This is a genomic window from Polynucleobacter sp. HIN9 (assembly GCF_030297635.1).
Classification (GTDB): Bacteria; Pseudomonadota; Gammaproteobacteria; order Burkholderiales; family Burkholderiaceae; genus Polynucleobacter.
Genome location: NZ_AP028140.1, coordinates 1,722,689 through 1,740,306, shown reverse-complemented (window position 1 = coordinate 1,740,306; position 17,618 = coordinate 1,722,689). Strand labels below are relative to the sequence as shown.

Below are 17,618 nucleotides of genomic sequence, written 5' to 3'. Positions count from 1 at the left end.
CTCATCGCATGGATAAAAAATACGCTTCTCACTGAGAAAACCCTTAGGCTGATCTGGGCACCATTTGCTTGGATTGGGGCTCGTCTGCGCCCGCGTGAGCGTTTTAAAAAGACCAAAGCATACGCCGCTTTAATGCAAATGCCCCCCTTAAAGCGTCGCATGATAGTGATGCTGGTTGGGGTATTTATTTTGTTAGGTCTAATCTTCGGATTTAACCAATTAAAAACATTCATGTTTAATCGGTTTATGGCGGGCATGGGGATTCCTCCTGCGACGGTGACCACTGCTGTTATTGAAAAACAAGAATGGCAACCCCGCATGAACAGTGTCGGTAATGTGCGCGCATTCCGGGGCGTTGATCTAAGTACTGAAGTTGGCGGATTGGTTGTAAAAGTTCCGGTAAAGTCCGGAGTGGATGTTAAAGAAGGTTCATTGCTTATCAAGCTCAATGACTCCGCGGATGTCGCCCAACTGAACTCTTTAAAAGCGATGGCTGATTTAGCGAAGGTGATTAATGAGCGTGATAAGGCTCAATTAGCGATTCAGGCGATCAGTAAGAATGTCTATGACACCAGCACTGCGGATATGAAGGCAAAGCAAGCGCAGGTAGAACAGCAAATTGCTTTAATTGCCAAAAAGAATCTCAAGGCTCCATTTAGCGGTCGCGTTGGCATCGTCACGATTAATCCTGGCCAGTACGTCAATCCTGGTGACAAGCTATTAACTTTGCAGACTATTGATCCTATTTTTGTGGATTTCACCTTGCCACAAAGCTCCGCCGGTATTATCGAGGTGGGTCAAACCATTGAGTTGCAGACCGATGCATTTAAAGAAACGCCATTTGTTGGAAAAATTACGGCCGTTAGTCCCAAGGTGGAGCTCAATACTCGCAATATTCAGATTGAGGCTCAAATTAGTAATCCAGACAAGAAGCTCTTGCCTGGTATGTTTGCGAATGTCAACATTAATTTGGGCGATAAAGTTGAGTTGCTAACCTTGCCCCAAACCGCTGTTACCTACAATCCGTATGGCAGCACCGTATTTATCGCTAAGAAAACCAATCGCCTAGATAAAAAAGGCGCTCCTGTTCTTGAGGCGCAGCAGGTCTTTGTCACCACTGGACCCACCCGAGGCGACCAGGTTGCTATTCTTAAAGGTTTAGAGCCTGGTATGACCGTTGTCACCAGCGGACAGTTGAAATTGAAAAACGGTACCCCTTTAATCGTGAATAACAGTGTCTTGCCAACTAATTCACCAGATCCAAAACCACAAGAGCAATGAGCCAAGATTTTCAGCGCCATCAATGGACGGATTTATTTATCCGTCGCCCCGTCCTTGCAATCGTGGTCAGCTTGCTGATTCTGCTATTGGGCCTCAAAGCAGTTGGTTCATTGCCTGTTAATCAGTATCCCCAAACCCAAAATGCAGTAGTCACGATCACGACGACCTATTTTGGTGCGGATCCAGAGACGATTGCTGGATTTATTACGCAGCCCCTGGAGGGAGCCATTGCTCAAGCTCAGGGTATTGATTATTTATCCTCTATCAGTATCAGTGGCGTCTCTACTATCACCGCTACTTTGCGCCTCAATTACGATGCTAATCAGGCGCTCACTCAGATCAATACACAGATTAGTTCGGTACGCAATCAATTGCCGCCCCAAGCACAACAACCCATTTTGACTGTGCAGGTGGGGCAAACGACCGCGGCAATGTATATGGGCTTTTATAGCGACGATATTGCCAATAACAGCATTACCGATTATTTATTACGTGTTGTTAAGCCTAAATTGGATTCAATTAACGGCGTGCAAAATGCCGAGATCCTAGGTGGTCGTAAATTTGCCCTGCGAGCTTGGCTTGATCGTGACCGAATGGCAGGCCTTGGCGTTGCTCCAGACGATGTATATGCAGCACTGGCAGCCAATAATTATTTGGCTCCCGTAGGAAGTACTAAAGGGCAAATGGTTTCGGTGGATTTAGTGGCCAATACTGATCTCCATTCCTTAGATGAATTCCGTAAATTGATTATTAAGCGCAATGGCGCGGATATTGTGTATTTGGACCAAGTTGCAACAGTCACCTTGGGCTCTGAAGACTACAACAACAATGTCGCGTTTAATGGCAAGCAGTCGGTCTTCATTGGTATTAAGGTCGCACCCGATGCAAATCTTTTGGATGTGGCTAAGCGGGTTCGGGATACGTTCCCCGATATTCAGAAGCAATTGCCAACTGGATTAAATGCCAAGATTGTGTATGACTCAACCGACTTTATTAATACTTCCATTGAAGAGGTCGTTCAAACGCTCTTAGAAGCTTTGATTATTGTGACGGTCGTGATCTACCTATTTTTGGGTAGCTACCGTGCAGTTGCAGTACCCGTACTTGCCATGCCATTGTCATTGATTGGCACCTTTTTCATGATGCAAGTCCTTGGTTATTCGATCAACCTATTGACATTGTTGGCCTTAGTGTTAGCTATTGGCTTGGTGGTGGACGACGCGATTATTGTGGTCGAAAACGTTGATCGCCATATGAAAGAGGGCAAGTCGCCGCTAGAGGCATCCTTGATTGCTGCACGCGAGTTGGGGAATCCAATTCTGGCGATGACGATTGTATTGATCGCTGTTTATATCCCGATTGGGTTTCAGGGGGGGTTAACGGGAGCCCTATTTACCGAGTTTGCATTTACGCTAGCGGGGGCAGTCGCGGTTTCCGGTGTGGTTGCATTAACGCTATCGCCGATGATGTGCTCACGATTATTTTCACAAGAGGAAGAGATGTCTCCTTTTGTGAAAAAGATCGATCGAGTGTTTGAGGGCGTGCGACATTCGTACCAAAACACATTGCGAGACCTGCTATCAACTTGGCAGGTCATCATCGTGATGGGCGTTTTATTGCTAATCGGGGTTGTGTATCTCTATGCAACCGCTCGCTCTGAGCTTGCTCCCACTGAAGACCAGGGTATCGTTTTGGTCTCAGCAGTTGGGCCGCCTAATTCCACTGTGAATCAAATGCAGGGGTATGCCGATCAAGTTTTTCAGATTGCGAGTAAAGAGCCCGAATACAAGCAAATGTTTCAGATCACGAGCCCAAATTCAAGTTTTGGTGGCGTGATTATGAAAGATTGGGGCGAGCGCAGTCGCAGTGCGAGTAAATTCCAAGAAGACCTGCAAAATAAATGGAATAGCATTGCAGGAACACGGATTGCTGCATTCCAGTTTCCAGCACTGCCAGGTGCCCAGGGCTTTCCTGTTCAGGTAGTTATCAATACGACAGAGCCCTATTCCAATTTAAACGAGGTATCCCAAGCAGTTCTTGATAAAGCCAGACAAAGTGGTATGTTTTTCTTCGTCGATTCTGATCTAAAGATTGATAAGCCCCAAGATGTATTGCAAATTGATCGTGAGAAAGTGGCTGCTTTGGGAATGACCCAGCGAGATGTTGGTAATGCTTTATCTGCCGCCTTAGGTGGTGGCTTTGTTAATTATTTCTCGGTTGCAGGCCGCTCCTATCGAGTTATTCCACAGGTAAAGCAGGCGGATCGATTAAACCCCGATCAGATTTTGGACTATTACATTAAAACGCCGACAGGAGCGATGATTCAGGTGAGAACCATTGCGACGATACAAAGTCGCGTTGTACCCCAATCGATTAATCGCTTTCAGCAGTTAAATTCAGCGACGATTAGTGGTGTCAGTACGCCATTCGTTTCCCAAGAAGAGGTCTTGGATTTTCTGGAGCAAACGATTAAAGAAGCTGCACCATCGGGCTACTCGATCGATTATGCAGGGCCATCGCGTCAGTTTAAGGCTGAGTCGGGTGGATTTTTGGTGACCATGATGTTTGCTGTATTAATCGTCTTTTTGGTTTTGGCCGCTCAGTTTGAGAGCTTCCGTGATCCTTTAGTAATTCTGGTTTCAGTGCCGCTTGCATTATTTGGGGCATTAATCTTTATTAACCTTGGATTTACCACCTTAAACGTCTATACCCAGGTGGGATTAGTAACCTTAATGGGATTAATTAGTAAACACGGAATTCTGATGGTGGAGTTTGCCAATGAGCTTCAAGAAGCTGGACGTTCAAAGCTTGAAGCCATTATCGAGGCAAGCAGTGTGCGTCTGCGCCCAATTTTGATGACGACCGCTGCGATGGTATTGGGCGTTATTCCACTCGTGATTGCCTCAGGCGCTGGGGCGGCCGGCCGTCAATCAATGGGAATCGTGATCTTTACTGGCCTTGCTATCGGCACACTATTTACTTTATTTGTAGTGCCGGCGATGTATCTCTACATCGGTGCCGATCACCAACAAAAGAAATTTAAGCAGGTTTAATTACTGTTCAACCGCTTTGGTAAATTGAGTTGATTTACAAATTTGGTCGTACCAACGGGCAATATGGTTTAACTCTGCGCGTGGACCTGTTTTGTCTGGGTATTGATCGCTCAGCATGAACCAGCGCTTGACGCATAGAGTTAGAACAATGTCACCTAAGTGAAAGCTAGGGCCTGAGCAATAGGCTTGCTTGCTCAAAACACCATCGAGAATCCCCAGCAATTGATTGGACTCTTGGAATGCCTTATGGATTGCCGCATAGTCCCTCTCGGCCTCAGGAATGCGCGTTAATCCTAAAAACGGGATACGAAGCGCTGGCCACAGGGTTGTTAATTGCCAATCGAGCCATTTATCAGAGGCTGCCATTGGCGCAAGTTCAACTGAGAAGCGCTTGCGATCAGCGTACTTGTGGGCCAGATAGCGCAAGATAGAATTTGATTCCCAAAGGATTAACTCACCATCTCGTAAAGTCGGTACTAAACCGTTGGGGTTCAGTGCTAAAAACTCGGGCGTTTTATTGACTCCAAAGTGTAGACCGGCATCGATCCGTTCAAAGTCGCGTCCCTCAACAAGCTCTAGTTCAGCGAGTACCCACAATACTTTTTGAACATTAATGGATGATTTTCTGCCCCAAAGCGTCATCATCAGAGACTCCCTTCTGGATCAAATGCCAGTTGTGTAAATTGGCTATGTGCAAACAGCAATGGTTGTAAATCTGGATCGTGTTCAATCGCTAAAACGCGAGCCACAATAATTTGATGATCGCCACCATCATGTACTGCAACAGTCTCGCACTCGTAATAGGCGGCGCAGTCTGCGAGTTGATATAAACCACTACTATTGATACTGTGATTTAGTTCAAGAATATTTTTCTTGATTTGCTTGGCAAAAATGAGAGCCAGATCCTTTTGATTGGCTTCTAGGACATGAATCAGCTGTCGTTGTCCAACACTAAAACAATCTTTCAGGTCAGATTGTTTTCCAATGCTCCATAAAATGAGGGGAGGCGATAGAGATACGGTATTGAATGAACTTATCGTAATGCCAACCGGTTTTTTATCTGAGCCAAGCCCCGTGATGACCGTGACACCAGTTGGAAAGCTAGAAAACGCTTGTCTTAACTCGAGGGATGAGAATTGAGTTTGCAATGAAAAAACTTTATTTAGACGGATTGATTTTGGTGGTGGGAATCGGAACTAGAGCTTCATTTTCATCGGCCCTGACACATTTAAACCGATAATCTTTGCCTGCTTTAGAAATAAAACTGGCGCCCATATAAAAGTCATCTTTACAGACTTTATTTGCAAAATCCATCACTTGCTGAGGATCGGCGCTCGAGCTAATTAAGCGCATATTGCCTAAAGACATCGTTAGCTCGGTCGAGGCGCAGGCGCTTAAAACAAGAGGGGTCACAACTATTAATACAATACGTTTCATGAAAAGCCCCATAATCGATCCTGACACAGTAGGATAAACGGTTTTATAAAGTACACGCATTCAATATTTAATCTATTTTGGAATCAGCTATGTTTAAAGCCATTTTAATTAATAAAGACGAACAAGGTTATCGTGCTCAATTAAGTGATCTTGATGAGAGCGCCTTACCCGCAGGGGATGTCCGGATTAAGGTGCATTACTCGACCTTAAATTACAAGGATGGCTTAGCAATTACGGGTAAGGGTCCAATTGTTCGGCAATTTCCGATGATCCCTGGAATTGACTTAACCGGAGAGGTCATTGAAAGTCAGAGTCCCGAGTTTAAGGTTGGTGATCTAGTGGTATTAAACGGTTGGGGTGTGGGGGAGTCTCACTGGGGCGGCTTGGCCCAGTTGGCAAGTGTGAAGTCTGAGTGGCTGATTCCCTTACCCAAAGCCTTTACACCTAAGCAATCCTTGGCGATTGGGACAGCAGGGTATACCGCCATGCTGTGCATTATGGCACTTCAAAAACATGGTCTGAAGCCTGCCGACGGTGAAATTTTGGTAACTGGTGCAGCAGGTGGAGTAGGTAGTTTTGCAATTAGTCTTTTGCATCAATTGGGCTATACCGTTGTCGCTAGTAGCGGCCGTCCTGAAGAAGCAAATTATTTGAAATCACTTGGCGCATCTGAGGTGATTGATCGTGCCTCCTTATCTCAGCCAGGCAAGCCTTTAGCAAAAGAGCGCTGGGCCGGGGTGGTTGATTCAGTAGGAAGTCATACCTTAGCGAATGCATGTGCTGCCACTAAGGCTAATGGTGCGGTTGCCGCATGCGGTCTAGCACAGGGAATGGATTTTCCGGCCACGGTTGCCCCATTCATTTTGCGGGGCGTTACCCTCTATGGAATCAATAGCGTTACTCAGCCAAAGCAAAAACGCATTGAGGCTTGGGCCCAGCTAGCATCCTTGTGTAAACCTGAGCAATTAATGACGATTGCTAAGGAAATTTCCTTGGGTGAGAGTATTCAATATGCTGAAGATTTGATGAACGGCAAGGTTCGTGGTCGCGTGATTGTGGACGTTAATCGTTAGAGTTCGCAGTCGCCTGGCGAAAGGTAAGCGACTGCCAAACCGCTTCTTTTTCTGCCTCGCTGAAGACAGACCAATTTGCGATTTCATCAATGCTTCGAAAGCAGCCATAACAGTAGTTTGAGGTAGGATTCATTTCACACCAGTTGACGCATGGTGAGCCAATGCTGCCATCTATGTTTCGAATCATCGGTAATTGTCCGGGAAAATATTTCTAAGCCGTAAGGACTGATCATACTCAATAAAGTCAGGAATTTCTCCTGCGAGTAAACGATTCTTATACGATTGCCACATCGCAGGTTGGAATAGATCAGCATGGTGTTTAAGTAGAAGATCACGGATTTGATCATTACCAAGCAAAAATGTTTTATAAGTCTCTGGAAAAATATCTTTAGGGCCAATGCGATACCAGGGCTCGCTCGCCATTTCATCATCTTCATTGCGAGGCGCAGGAACTTCTCGGATTTCGCAATCGGTTAAGTATTCAATTTCATCGTAGTCGTAAAAGGCGACACGTCCATAGCGCGTGACCCCAAAGTTTTTATAAAGCAAGTCGCCTGGAAAAATATTGGCCGCGATGAGATTTTTTATCGCTTCGCCATACTGAATCACACCATCTTCAATTTCAGCGGGCGAGCCCTCTTGAAGGCGAATATTAAGAGGGGTCATGCGCCGTTCGATATAAAGATGTTTGATGACTAATTCGGCATCAGGGCCTTTTCCACCGCTGAACTCCAAAAGTGATGCACAGTGCTCCTCAAGCTCGGCTAGTAATTCCGGGGTAAACCGATTTAACGGAAAGGCAACATTGGAGAACTCCAGTGAGTCAGCCATTCGTCCAACCCGATCATGCTGCTTAACCAATTGGTATTTCGCCATAATTTGATCGCGTGAGGTCTCTTTGGGTGGCGGAAAATAATCTTTAATGAGCTTAAATACATAGGGATAGCTCGGTAGATCAAACACCAGCATCACCAGACCCCGTATTCCGGGGGCAATCCGAAATTGATCGGTGGAATGCATCAAGTGATGCTGAAAGTCACGGTAAAACAGATTCTTGCCGTGTTTTTGCAGTCCAACCATGTTGTAGAGCTCAGCCCGGGGTTTATGCGGTAAGAGGCTTCGCATAAACGTGACATAAGCCGATGGGACCTCCATATCAACCAAGAAGTAACTATGCGTGAAACTAAAAATAAGACGCAGGTCAACTTCCGAGAGCAAGATGCCATCAATAATCAATTCACCTTTTGGGTTATGCATCAGAGCCAGCACCAGGGGAGAAATCTTTTCTCCATTAATGATGCGCCCCATGATGTAGGCGGTCTTATTGCGAAAAAATAGTGTACTTAGAGCATGAATCTGAAAATCCGTTGAGCTCGTTGTGTTCGAGAGGGACTGCTTGATGAGTTTGGTTGTTAGCTCAAGATCACGATCCAAATTTTCAAAGGAGTTTTTAAGATCAAAACTAGTAACCAAACTTTTTAAGACAGCTTGAAGACCCCCAATATCGCCTGGGTAGTACGCCCGGTAGGACGGCTTTGAGGGGGCCTCATCGTTTTCTAAATATTCAGTGGATATGGTGGGGCGCACAAAGATAAATTTGTTATTGAAATACTTACTTGCCAGAATCCGTGTGGTGACCGAGTTAAAAAATGTTTCTGCTAACTCTGGCTGATGTAGATTCGATAAAAGTCCGATGTAATGTAATTTCACCTGCTGCCAAATTTCATCGGACAAGGCAGGTGCGTCAAACTCTTCCTCAAGGTGGCGGGCTGTTTCAAGAACCCGTTGGTCATAAAAGGTGATCCGATCCCGTAGTAGCTGGCGAATGCCATGCCAATCTTGGTTCTCAAATGCTGCCTTGGCTAAGCGGCCAGCATCTCTGAAAATGCTGTAATGGCGCATAAATCCTTGCAGCAGGGTTTGGGCCATATCAAAAGCGACTTGCGACGATAATAGTTTTGGAAACGGATTGTTCATACCAAGAGTGTATCTAGCAATTAATTAGGATTCAAAGATGACCCAGCCAGGCCCTACAGGCAACCATCATGTAATAAAGCAATTGGTCTATCCATATGGAGAGACCCTAGTGGCGCAGGGAGCAACCTTAGAAGTTGCCCATGGCGTGTATTGGATACGGATGCCACTGCCATTTGCCCTTGATCACATTAATTTATGGCTCTTACGGGATCAATTGGATGGCCAAGAGGGTTGGACCATTATTGACTGTGGAATTACCAACGACCTTACGAAGTCGTGCTGGGAATCCATCTTTGCCAATCATCTCCAAGGTTTGCCAATTTTGCGAGTATTGGTAACCCATATGCACCCTGATCATATTGGACTTGCTCATTATTTATGTGAGCGCTGGCAGGTTGGCTTGTGGATCTCCATGAGCGACTTTCTAATGGCTCAATGGTTAAGTAGTAAAGAGGGTGGTGCTGCGATTGGTTCTACGCCAGGCAATGGCGGAACGGCTGATCACTATGCGCGCCATGGCTTGCAGCATGCCGAAGATCTCGAGCGCATTCGTAGCCGTGCAGACTATTACAGTCGCTTGGTGCCTGAAGTACCCAAACGGTATCGCCGCATCATGGATGGTGACCATATTCGAATAGGCCGGCATGATTGGATAGTATCGATGGGCTATGGGCATGCACCTGAACATGCCACCCTCTATTGCGCATCCTTAGGGATCTTTATCTCGGGTGATATGGTCTTGCCCCGTATCTCTACCAATGTCAGTGTCTACGATGCCGATCCCGATGCAAACCCCTTGGATCTTTATTTACGATCGATTGATCATTGGCGCTCATTGCCTGCTAAAACCCTAGTTTTGCCATCGCATGGTAAACCGTTTGTGGGCTTACATGAGCGGATTAAGCAGTTGCATGAGCATCACCGAGCTCGGTTAAGTGAGACCGTGATGGCCTGTCAAGAGCCGCGAACCGCTTATGAGATTGTTCCAGTCTTATTTCGGCGACCGCTTGATAACCATCAGCTTAGCTTTGCGATGGGCGAAGCTATTGCTCACTTGAACTATCTGTGGCACCAGAGGATCTTGCAGCGCTCTTTGAGCGCGGACGGGATTTGGCGCTTTTGCGCTCTCTCGATTTAGACTCTGAGGATTTTTTGGCACCCGATGGGCTGGGAGGATTGGCCATTGCATCACCAAATGATTTGATTGCCATGAGAGTGGCACGCTGCACCTCAAGGGTCTGAATGGTTGACTTTAGAACATTGAGGTTCATGCTCAGCCAAGACTCAACGCTTTTGAGATCTTTGATGCGCTTATCCAATTCCTCAATATCGAAAGTTGGCATGGCACCGTTAAAGCCTGGCATGCCAGTACTCATGTCTGGCATAAAAGAGGCTCCAGGAGCCCCAGTGGCATTCTGACCCCACATCGTTTTGAACATTTCCAGGCTTTGGTTAAAGTCAGGTATTGCGCCAAACATATTCTCTCCTCGCGGGCTAAATAATCCCATTATCGATAAAATAACGGGTCAATGAAGATTAATACGAGTTCTGCGCCAATGCAATCCCAAGGAAGTCAATCGAAGTCTGCTTCGCCCTATACCCGGGGCACTATTCTTCCTGCCTTATTAAGAGAACGAATCTTAATTCTGGATGGGGCGATGGGGACCATGATTCAGCAGAAAAAATTTACGGAAGAGGATTATCGGGGTTTAAAAACCACGCAGCGCTTTGCTAATCATCCGATTGATCTCAAAGGTAATAATGAATTACTGGTGATTACTCAACCAGAAGCCATCTTAGATATTCATCGGCAATATCTTGAGGCGGGCGCTGATTTGATTGAGACCAATACCTTTGGTGCCACTTCGATTGCCCAAGAGGATTACAAAATGCCAGAGCTGGCGCGCGAGATGAATGTGCAGGCAGCGAAGCTGGCACGTCAAGCCTGTGATGAATACTCAACGCCCGATAAACCTCGTTTTGTAGCTGGTGCCATTGGACCGACTCCCAAGACTGCGAGCATTTCGCCGGATGTAAACGATCCTGGTGCTCGCAATGTTAATTTTGATAGTTTGCGTGCTGCTTATCGCGAACAAGTCGAAGGACTCTTTGAGGGCGGTGTTGACTTGCTATTGGTGGAAACCATCTTTGATACCCTCAATGCCAAAGCCGCATTATTTGCAATTGATGAGTTTTTTGAAGAATCCGGTGAGCGCTTACCGGTAATGATTTCAGGAACGGTCACCGATGCATCGGGTCGAATTCTTTCGGGGCAAACCGTTGAAGCATTTTGGAACAGTTTGCGCCATATTAAACCTCTGACGTTCGGATTAAATTGTGCTCTTGGTGCAGCATTAATGCGACCTTATATTGCTGAATTAGCACGCGTTTGCGATACAGCGGTTTCGTGCTATCCCAATGCAGGCTTGCCAAATCCAATGAGCGATACCGGTTTTGATGAGACTCCCGAAGTGACCTCAGGACTTGTTGATGAATTTGCTCGGGATGGCTTAGTCAATCTAGTTGGTGGCTGTTGTGGAACGACCCCGGATCACATCCGTCAAATCGCAAAGGCGATGACTAAACGAAAGCCCAGGCCCTTTCATAGCGATCGAACTGAGGAAGTGGCATGAGTAAAGTAACAATGCAGCCAATGCGCTTATCTGGCCTCGAGCCCTGTAATATCTCGCCCCAGATTGGCTTTGTGAATATTGGTGAGCGCACCAATGTGACCGGCTCAAAAGCTTTCTCACGCATGATTTTGAATAATCAATTTGATGAAGCGTTAGCAGTTGCCCGTCAGCAGGTTGAAAATGGCGCCCAAATGATTGATATCAATATGGACGAGGCCATGTTGGATTCAGAAGCGGCCATGGTGCGCTTTCTCAACCTGATTGCTTCCGAACCCGACATCGCTCGAGTGCCCATCATGATTGATTCGTCCAAGTGGACTGTCATTGAGGCGGGACTGAAATGTATTCAAGGTAAGCCGATTGTTAATTCAATTTCGTTGAAAGAGGGCGAGGAGCAATTTAGGCAGCAGGCAAAATTAATTAAACGCTACGGAGCAGCAACGGTTGTGATGGCTTTTGATGAAAAAGGCCAGGCCGATACCTATCAACGAAAAATAGAAATTTGCCAACGTTCATACAAGATCTTGGTTGATGAGTTGGACTTTCCGCCCGAAGACATTATTTTTGACCCCAATATTTTTGCCATTGCAACGGGCATCGAAGAACACGATAACTATGCGGTCGATTTTATTGAAGCTACCCGTTGGATTAAAGAGCATTTACCAGCCGCCAAAGTCAGTGGTGGTGTATCGAATGTGAGCTTCTCTTTCCGGGGTAATGACCGAGTTCGCGAGGCTATTCATACGGTCTTTTTGTACCACGCGATTCAAGCGGGTATGGATATGGGAATTGTGAATGCTGGGCAGCTTGGTGTATATGCTGACCTAGACCCTGAGTTACGTGAGCGTGTTGAAGATGTCGTCCTAAACCGCTTTGTGGAGAAAGACGGCCAAACGCCGACGGAGCGATTACTAGCGATCGCGGATCAGTACAAGGGTGGGGGCATCAAGCAAGAAGAAAATTTGGTGTGGCGCCAGGCACCTGTGCGCGAGCGCTTAACCCATGCACTTGTTCATGGCATCACAAATTTCATTGTGGACGATACCGAGGAGCTGCGCGCTGAGATTATGGGATCCGGTGGAAGACCTATTGAGGTAATCGAGGGTCCACTCATGGATGGAATGAATGTGGTGGGCGATTTATTTGGTGCTGGCAAGATGTTCTTGCCTCAAGTGGTCAAGAGTGCTCGCGTGATGAAGCAGGCTGTGGCCCATCTAATTCCGTATATCGAGGAAGAAAAGAAGCAATTAGTTGCGGCTGGCGGGGAGAGTAAAGCCAAGGGCAAAATTGTGATAGCAACGGTCAAAGGTGATGTGCACGATATTGGAAAGAATATTGTGACGGTAGTCTTGCAATGCAATAACTTTGAAGTGGTCAATATGGGGGTGATGGTTCCCTGCGATCAAATTCTAAAGAAGGCGAAGGAAGAAAATGCCGATATCGTTGGCTTATCTGGATTAATTACACCCTCCTTAGAAGAGATGACCTATGTTGCCCAAGAAATGCAACGGGATGCGCATTTTCGGGAGAAAAAAATCCCATTACTAATTGGCGGTGCAACAACTTCGCGTGTCCATACAGCCGTTAAGATTGCACCACACTACGAAGGTCCAGTAGTTTACGTACCGGACGCATCTCGTTCTGTTTCGGTTGCATCGAGTTTGCTCTCCGATGAGGGGGCAAAGAAATTTGTGCATGATTTGCTGACCGATTATGAGCGTATTCGTCAGCAGCACGCGAATCGAAAAAGTACCCCTTTAATTAGTTTAGAGGCTGCCCGTGCTAATCGTGAATCGATTGATTGGACGAGCAGTCAGCCAGCCAAGCCAAAATTTATTGGCCGACGGGTCTTTAAAAATTACTCATTGGCTGAGATTGCTAAGTTTATCGACTGGACTCCATTTTTTCAGACTTGGGACCTCGCAGGTAAATTCCCTGCTATTTTGGACGATGAGGTTGTGGGGGTTGAGGCCCGCCGTGTCTACCAGGATGCGCAGGCTATGCTGGAGAAACTGATTAAGGGCCAATGGCTTCAGGCGGATGCGGTGATTGGTCTTTTCCCTGCCAATAGTGACGGCGACGATATTTTGTTTTATGCCGATGAGGAGCGCTCACAACCATTCCTTGTATGGCATAACTTAAGACAGCAAGCCGAGCGCCCCATCGTTGATGGTGTGATGCGACCCAATCGGTGTTTAGCAGACTATGTCGCCAGTAAAGCCAGTGGTGTGCGCGATTACGCAGGTTGCTTTGCGGTGACTACAGGTCATGGGGTTGACGAAAAAGTCGCTCAATTTATGGCCAACCATGATGACTACAGCGCCATCATGCTTAAAGCGCTGGCTGATCGTTTAGCCGAGGCATTTGCGGAGCTCATGCATTGGCGGGTCCGGACCGATCTTTGGGGGTATGTAGCTAATGAGCAACTAAGCCCAGATGATTTAATCGATGAAAAGTATCAAGGAATTCGTCCGGCCCCTGGTTATCCAGCCTGCCCCCAGCATGATGTCAAGCAAGCGATGTTTGCTGCCTTAAAAGCAGACGAAATTGGCATGAGTCTTACAGAGTCATTGGCCATGAATCCTGCATCGAGTGTGAGCGGTTTCTATCTGGCCCATCCGAATGCCCAATACTTCAATGTCGGTAAGATCGGGATGGATCAGGCAGATGATTTAGCCAAGCGAAGCGGACAATCGCTTGATCACATTAAGCGATCGCTTGCCAGTTCTTTGGATCAGTGATTTACACGCCCCAGACTATGGGCTCTTGGTCTTTTAGCGCTTGACGCAGCAGTTCAAGAAACGGGTAAGCCCTTCGTCCTAGAGGGTCCGATTCAGACGACTGATCCTCGTCATCGTTTGTACCGTCTGAGCTAGGCGCTTTATCTTGTTCAGCATCAATCGCGGTCTGCAGTCGTTCGATATATCCGGGAATTTGTTCTGGGAGAAAAATACCCTGATTCTCAAAAGGGCGTCCAATCGCATTAAAAATCCGATGGGTTAGGTCATCTAACATGATGACGGGAGCCGCATTTTTGGTCTGAAATTGATGAATCATCCATCAAGCATACCATCACTGATAAACTTTCATTTCTATGTTGTCTAGCCAAAAAATTCAGCTTACGCAATGCATCACGAATGCTTTGAATGCCCTAGCGCAAGAGCGTGGACTCGCAGCCGGTGAGTTTCCGATTCCGCATCTGGAGCGGCCTAAGGTGGCTGACCATGGTGATATTGCTTGCAATATTGCCTTGCAAATTTCGAAGGCATGGAAGACTAATCCGCGCGAGTTGGCACAAGCCATTCTTAGCCAATTAAATCAATTTCCTGAATACGGACAACTGATTGCAAGCGCTGAAATTGCTGGGCCTGGATTTATTAATTTTCGTTTGAGTCTTGCGGCCAAGTCTGCGGTGGTAGGGCTTATATTGCGTGAGGGCGCACGTTTTGGCCGTCGGGATCGTATGGGTAAGGCAGACCCGAGCTTGCCTAAGCGGGCCATGATTGAATTTGTATCTGCCAATCCCACCGGACCTTTGCATGTTGGACACGGGCGTCAGGCAGCTCTCGGTGATGCATTGGCCAATCTTTTAGACAGCCAAGATACTGATGTGCATCGGGAGTTTTATTACAACGATGCCGGAGTTCAGATTCATAATCTCGCGCTATCGGTGCAAGCACGTTTACAGGGTTTAAATCCCGAAAGTCCCAATTGGCCCAAGGAGGCCTATAACGGTGAGTATATTGCTGAGATTGCTGAGTCTTACCAAAGTACTGGCCATGATCTGTCTGATTTAGAACAGATTCGTCAGTATGCAGTTGCCTATTTGCGCAAAGAGCAAGATATTGACTTGAAAACCTTCGGTGTGCAATTTGACAAATTTTATTTGGAATCCTCTTTGTATACCGATGGAAGCGTTGAGCAAGTGATTAGCGATCTGCAGGCGGTTGATAAAACTTATGAGGCTGATGGCGCTTTGTGGCTAAAGACGACCTTAGATGGTGACGACAAAGACCGTGTAATGCGTAAGTCCGATGGTAGCTATACCTATTTTGTTCCAGATGTGGCTTATCACATCAATAAATGGAGCCGCGGTTTTGAAAAGGTGATTAATGTTCAGGGCAGTGATCATCATGGCACGATTGCTCGAGTTCGCTCTGGAATACAGGGAGTAGCACAAAAACGTAATTGGCCAATTCCAACCACCTATCCCGATTATGTGTTGCATAAGATGGTCACGGTCATTCGCGATGGCGAAGAGGTCAAACTCTCCAAGCGTGTTGGCTCCTATGTCACGTTGCGAGATTTGGTCGAATGGTCTGGTGGTACCCATCCAGACATGAGCAATGATGAGCGCAATTTAGCCTTGCAACGCGGGCGCGATGCGGTCCGCTTTTTCTTGATCTCACGTAAAGCAGATACCGAATTTGTATTTGATGTAAATCTAGCTTTGCAACAAAATGATGAGAATCCCGTCTTTTATGTGCAGTATGCCCATGCACGGATTTGTTCGATTCTTCAGCAATGGGGCGGGTCCTCTAGCGCCCTAGAGCATGCGAATTTAAGTCTGTTAGATAGTAAGGCGGCCGATCACTTGCTACGGAGATTATCGGAGTACCCAGAGGTATTAGCTAATGCTGCGCATGATTTGGCCCCACACGCCGTCGCCTTCTATCTGCGCGATCTTGCCGGGGATTTTCATACCTTCTACAACGCCGACCGCGTTTTGGTGGACGACGAACAGTTGAAGTTAGCGCGCTTGGCATTACTAGCTGCCACACGCCAAGTCTTGGAAAATGGCCTAAAAATATTAGGGGTTAGTGCCCCACAAAAGATGTAATTTGAGAGGCTTGCTCGCATTTTTGAGCAAAGGTTAAGATAGAGGTCATGAATGACATTAAATCATCTGACGCACTAGAAAAGCGATCTGCTACCCAACTACTGGGCTCATCCGAGTCGGGCGGAATGATTATGGGTGTTTTGATTGGCGTTTTTGTTGGGGTTGGTTTAGCGCTGATTGTGGCTTGGTATTTAATGAAATCGCAGCCGCAAGAAAAGCCAGGAGTTCGGGCCCCAAGCGCGCCCGCATTTATGAAGCCGCTCCCACCAAAATCAGACAAAGAGACCGAGGAAGAGACTGCGGTTGCCGCACCTCAGCTTGACCTTAATAAGCCGCTACAGACTAAAGTTCCTGGCATTGGCGGAGCCGACCCCGCACGCGATCCAATTGCAGATATTGCAGCGGGTAAGACCCCCGAAGCGAAGCCTGAGCCTAAAGCCGATACGATGTTTTATGTTCAGACCGGAGTATTTAATCAGCGCACTGAAGCCGATGCACAAAAAGCAAATTTAGCGATGCAGGGTATTCAGGCGCAACTGAGTGAAAGTGCAGTCGATGGAAACTCAGTTTGGCGTGTTCGTATCGGCCCATTTGGTAGTATCGAAGATACCACTACTGTGCGAAGTAAATTAACCATCCTTGGAATCAAACCAACCGTTATTCGTGTAAATCGATCATGAAATCGTTATTCAAATCCCTTGTCCTGATCTTGACCTTATTTAGCCTGCAATCATTTGCGCTTGCCCAAGCCCCGATTAAGGTTGAAGAAGGTTTTGATTACCGCGTTTTACCAATTGCCCAGCCAATTGATGTCAAAGGCAAGGTCGAGGTGATTGAATTTTTTTGGTATGGTTGCCCGCATTGCTTTGAGTTTGAGCCCGATCTAAAGGCTTGGTTAAAGCGTCAGAATAAAGACGTCGTATTTAAGAAAGTGCCCATTGCCTTTCGTGACGAACTCATGCCCCACAGCTTATTGTTTTATGCCCTCGAGTCTTTAGGAAAAGGTGAAGCGCTTAATGACAAAGTGATGTTTGCCATGCATCGTGAAAATAAGCGACTCCTGAATGAAAACGAAATTGCCGATTGGGTCGCCGCTCAAGGCGTTGATCGTAACGCATTCTTAGCAGCCTATCGCTCGTTTGCTGTTCTTTCAAAAGCGCGTGCTGCTAATCAGTTAGGGAATGCCTACCGAATTGATGGTGTTCCAACTGTGGCGATTCAGGGGAAATACATTACATCGCCATCGATTGCTGGGTCACGCGCCAAGTCCATTCAGGTGATGGATTTCTTAGTGAATAAAGTCCGCAAAGACGGCTACAAATAG

Annotated in this window: 16 protein-coding genes; 9 read left to right on the top strand and 7 right to left on the bottom strand. The window is 46.7% G+C overall.

The features are described from left to right. Positions 1–138 precede the first annotated feature (138 nt). Positions 139–1,281 carry an efflux RND transporter periplasmic adaptor subunit gene (locus tag QUE62_RS08765; RefSeq protein ID WP_286262610.1) on the top strand — a complete coding sequence of 381 codons (1,143 nt, stop codon included), beginning with the start codon at positions 139–141 and terminating at the stop codon, positions 1,279–1,281. After that, positions 1,278–4,334, top strand: a complete 3,057-nt coding sequence (locus QUE62_RS08760) for an efflux RND transporter permease subunit (protein ID WP_286261582.1) — start codon at positions 1,278–1,280, stop codon at positions 4,332–4,334. The genes QUE62_RS08765 and QUE62_RS08760 overlap by 4 nt, the downstream gene beginning before the upstream one ends. Here the strand turns inward: QUE62_RS08760 and QUE62_RS08755 are convergent, their stop codons facing one another. From QUE62_RS08755 to QUE62_RS08745, 3 genes are read right to left on the bottom strand one after another with little or no spacing between them, the layout of a single operon-like run. Continuing rightward, on the bottom strand, positions 4,335–4,979 hold the full coding sequence (locus QUE62_RS08755) for a glutathione S-transferase family protein (RefSeq protein ID WP_286223652.1): 645 nt from the start codon (positions 4,977–4,979) through the stop codon (positions 4,335–4,337). Beyond that, positions 4,979–5,482: a flavin reductase family protein gene (locus QUE62_RS08750; protein WP_286225360.1), complete on the bottom strand. Its 504-nt coding sequence runs from the start codon at positions 5,480–5,482 to the stop codon at positions 4,979–4,981. The genes QUE62_RS08755 and QUE62_RS08750 overlap by 1 nt, the downstream gene beginning before the upstream one ends. 10 nt (positions 5,483–5,492) lie before the next feature. Beyond that, complete coding sequence (locus tag QUE62_RS08745) at positions 5,493–5,771, bottom strand: hypothetical protein (RefSeq protein WP_286223650.1); 279 nt, start codon at positions 5,769–5,771, stop codon at positions 5,493–5,495. Positions 5,772–5,860: 89 nt separating this feature from the next. On the opposite strand from QUE62_RS08745, the gene acuI reads away from it, so the two are divergent. Beyond that, positions 5,861–6,844, top strand: a complete 984-nt coding sequence (gene acuI / locus QUE62_RS08740; RefSeq protein ID WP_286261579.1) for an acrylyl-CoA reductase (NADPH) — start codon at positions 5,861–5,863, stop codon at positions 6,842–6,844. Here acuI and QUE62_RS08735 read toward each other — a convergent pair. Both QUE62_RS08735 and aceK read right to left on the bottom strand, forming a co-directional pair. Further along, positions 6,834–7,031 carry a DUF1289 domain-containing protein gene (locus QUE62_RS08735; RefSeq protein ID WP_286261577.1) on the bottom strand — a complete coding sequence of 66 codons (198 nt, stop codon included), beginning with the start codon at positions 7,029–7,031 and terminating at the stop codon, positions 6,834–6,836. The genes acuI and QUE62_RS08735 overlap by 11 nt on opposite strands. Beyond that, positions 7,028–8,821, bottom strand: a complete 1,794-nt coding sequence (aceK, locus tag QUE62_RS08730; protein WP_286261575.1) for a bifunctional isocitrate dehydrogenase kinase/phosphatase — start codon at positions 8,819–8,821, stop codon at positions 7,028–7,030. Before aceK ends, QUE62_RS08735 begins: the two co-directional genes overlap by 4 nt. Before the next feature lie 37 nt (positions 8,822–8,858). Here aceK and QUE62_RS08725 point away from each other — a divergent pair, with 37 nt between their 5' ends. Further along, positions 8,859–9,959: an MBL fold metallo-hydrolase gene (locus QUE62_RS08725; RefSeq protein ID WP_286261571.1), complete on the top strand. Its 1,101-nt coding sequence runs from the start codon at positions 8,859–8,861 to the stop codon at positions 9,957–9,959. Here the strand turns inward: QUE62_RS08725 and QUE62_RS08720 are convergent. After that, positions 9,865–10,299, bottom strand: coding sequence for a PhaM family polyhydroxyalkanoate granule multifunctional regulatory protein (locus tag QUE62_RS08720; RefSeq protein ID WP_286261570.1), 435 nt, complete (start codon positions 10,297–10,299; stop codon positions 9,865–9,867). The genes QUE62_RS08725 and QUE62_RS08720 overlap by 95 nt on opposite strands. A 78-nt stretch (positions 10,300–10,377) precedes the next feature. Between QUE62_RS08720 and QUE62_RS08715 the strand changes: the two genes are divergently transcribed. Next, positions 10,378–11,454 (top strand): homocysteine S-methyltransferase family protein, encoded by a 1,077-nt coding sequence (locus tag QUE62_RS08715; RefSeq protein WP_286262608.1) that lies wholly within the window; start codon positions 10,378–10,380, stop codon positions 11,452–11,454. After that, a complete protein-coding gene (metH, locus tag QUE62_RS08710) occupies positions 11,451–14,195 on the top strand; it encodes a methionine synthase (protein ID WP_286261568.1) in 2,745 nt (914 codons plus the stop codon). The genes QUE62_RS08715 and metH overlap by 4 nt, the downstream gene beginning before the upstream one ends. A gap of 1 nt (position 14,196) precedes the next feature. Here metH and QUE62_RS08705 read toward each other — a convergent pair whose 3' ends face one another. Continuing rightward, a complete protein-coding gene (locus QUE62_RS08705; protein ID WP_286261566.1) occupies positions 14,197–14,511 on the bottom strand; it encodes a DUF1840 domain-containing protein in 315 nt (104 codons plus the stop codon). A gap of 37 nt (positions 14,512–14,548) precedes the next feature. Between QUE62_RS08705 and argS the strand changes: the two genes are divergently transcribed. From argS to QUE62_RS08690, 3 genes are read left to right on the top strand one after another with little or no spacing between them, the layout of a single operon-like run. Then, positions 14,549–16,294 carry an arginine--tRNA ligase gene (argS, locus tag QUE62_RS08700; RefSeq protein WP_286261564.1) on the top strand — a complete coding sequence of 582 codons (1,746 nt, stop codon included), beginning with the start codon at positions 14,549–14,551 and terminating at the stop codon, positions 16,292–16,294. A 47-nt stretch (positions 16,295–16,341) separates the two neighbouring features. Continuing rightward, positions 16,342–16,974 carry an SPOR domain-containing protein gene (locus QUE62_RS08695; RefSeq protein WP_286223641.1) on the top strand — a complete coding sequence of 211 codons (633 nt, stop codon included), beginning with the start codon at positions 16,342–16,344 and terminating at the stop codon, positions 16,972–16,974. Further along, a complete protein-coding gene (locus QUE62_RS08690) occupies positions 16,971–17,618 on the top strand; it encodes a thiol:disulfide interchange protein DsbA/DsbL (RefSeq protein ID WP_286261562.1) in 648 nt (215 codons plus the stop codon). The genes QUE62_RS08695 and QUE62_RS08690 overlap by 4 nt, the downstream gene beginning before the upstream one ends.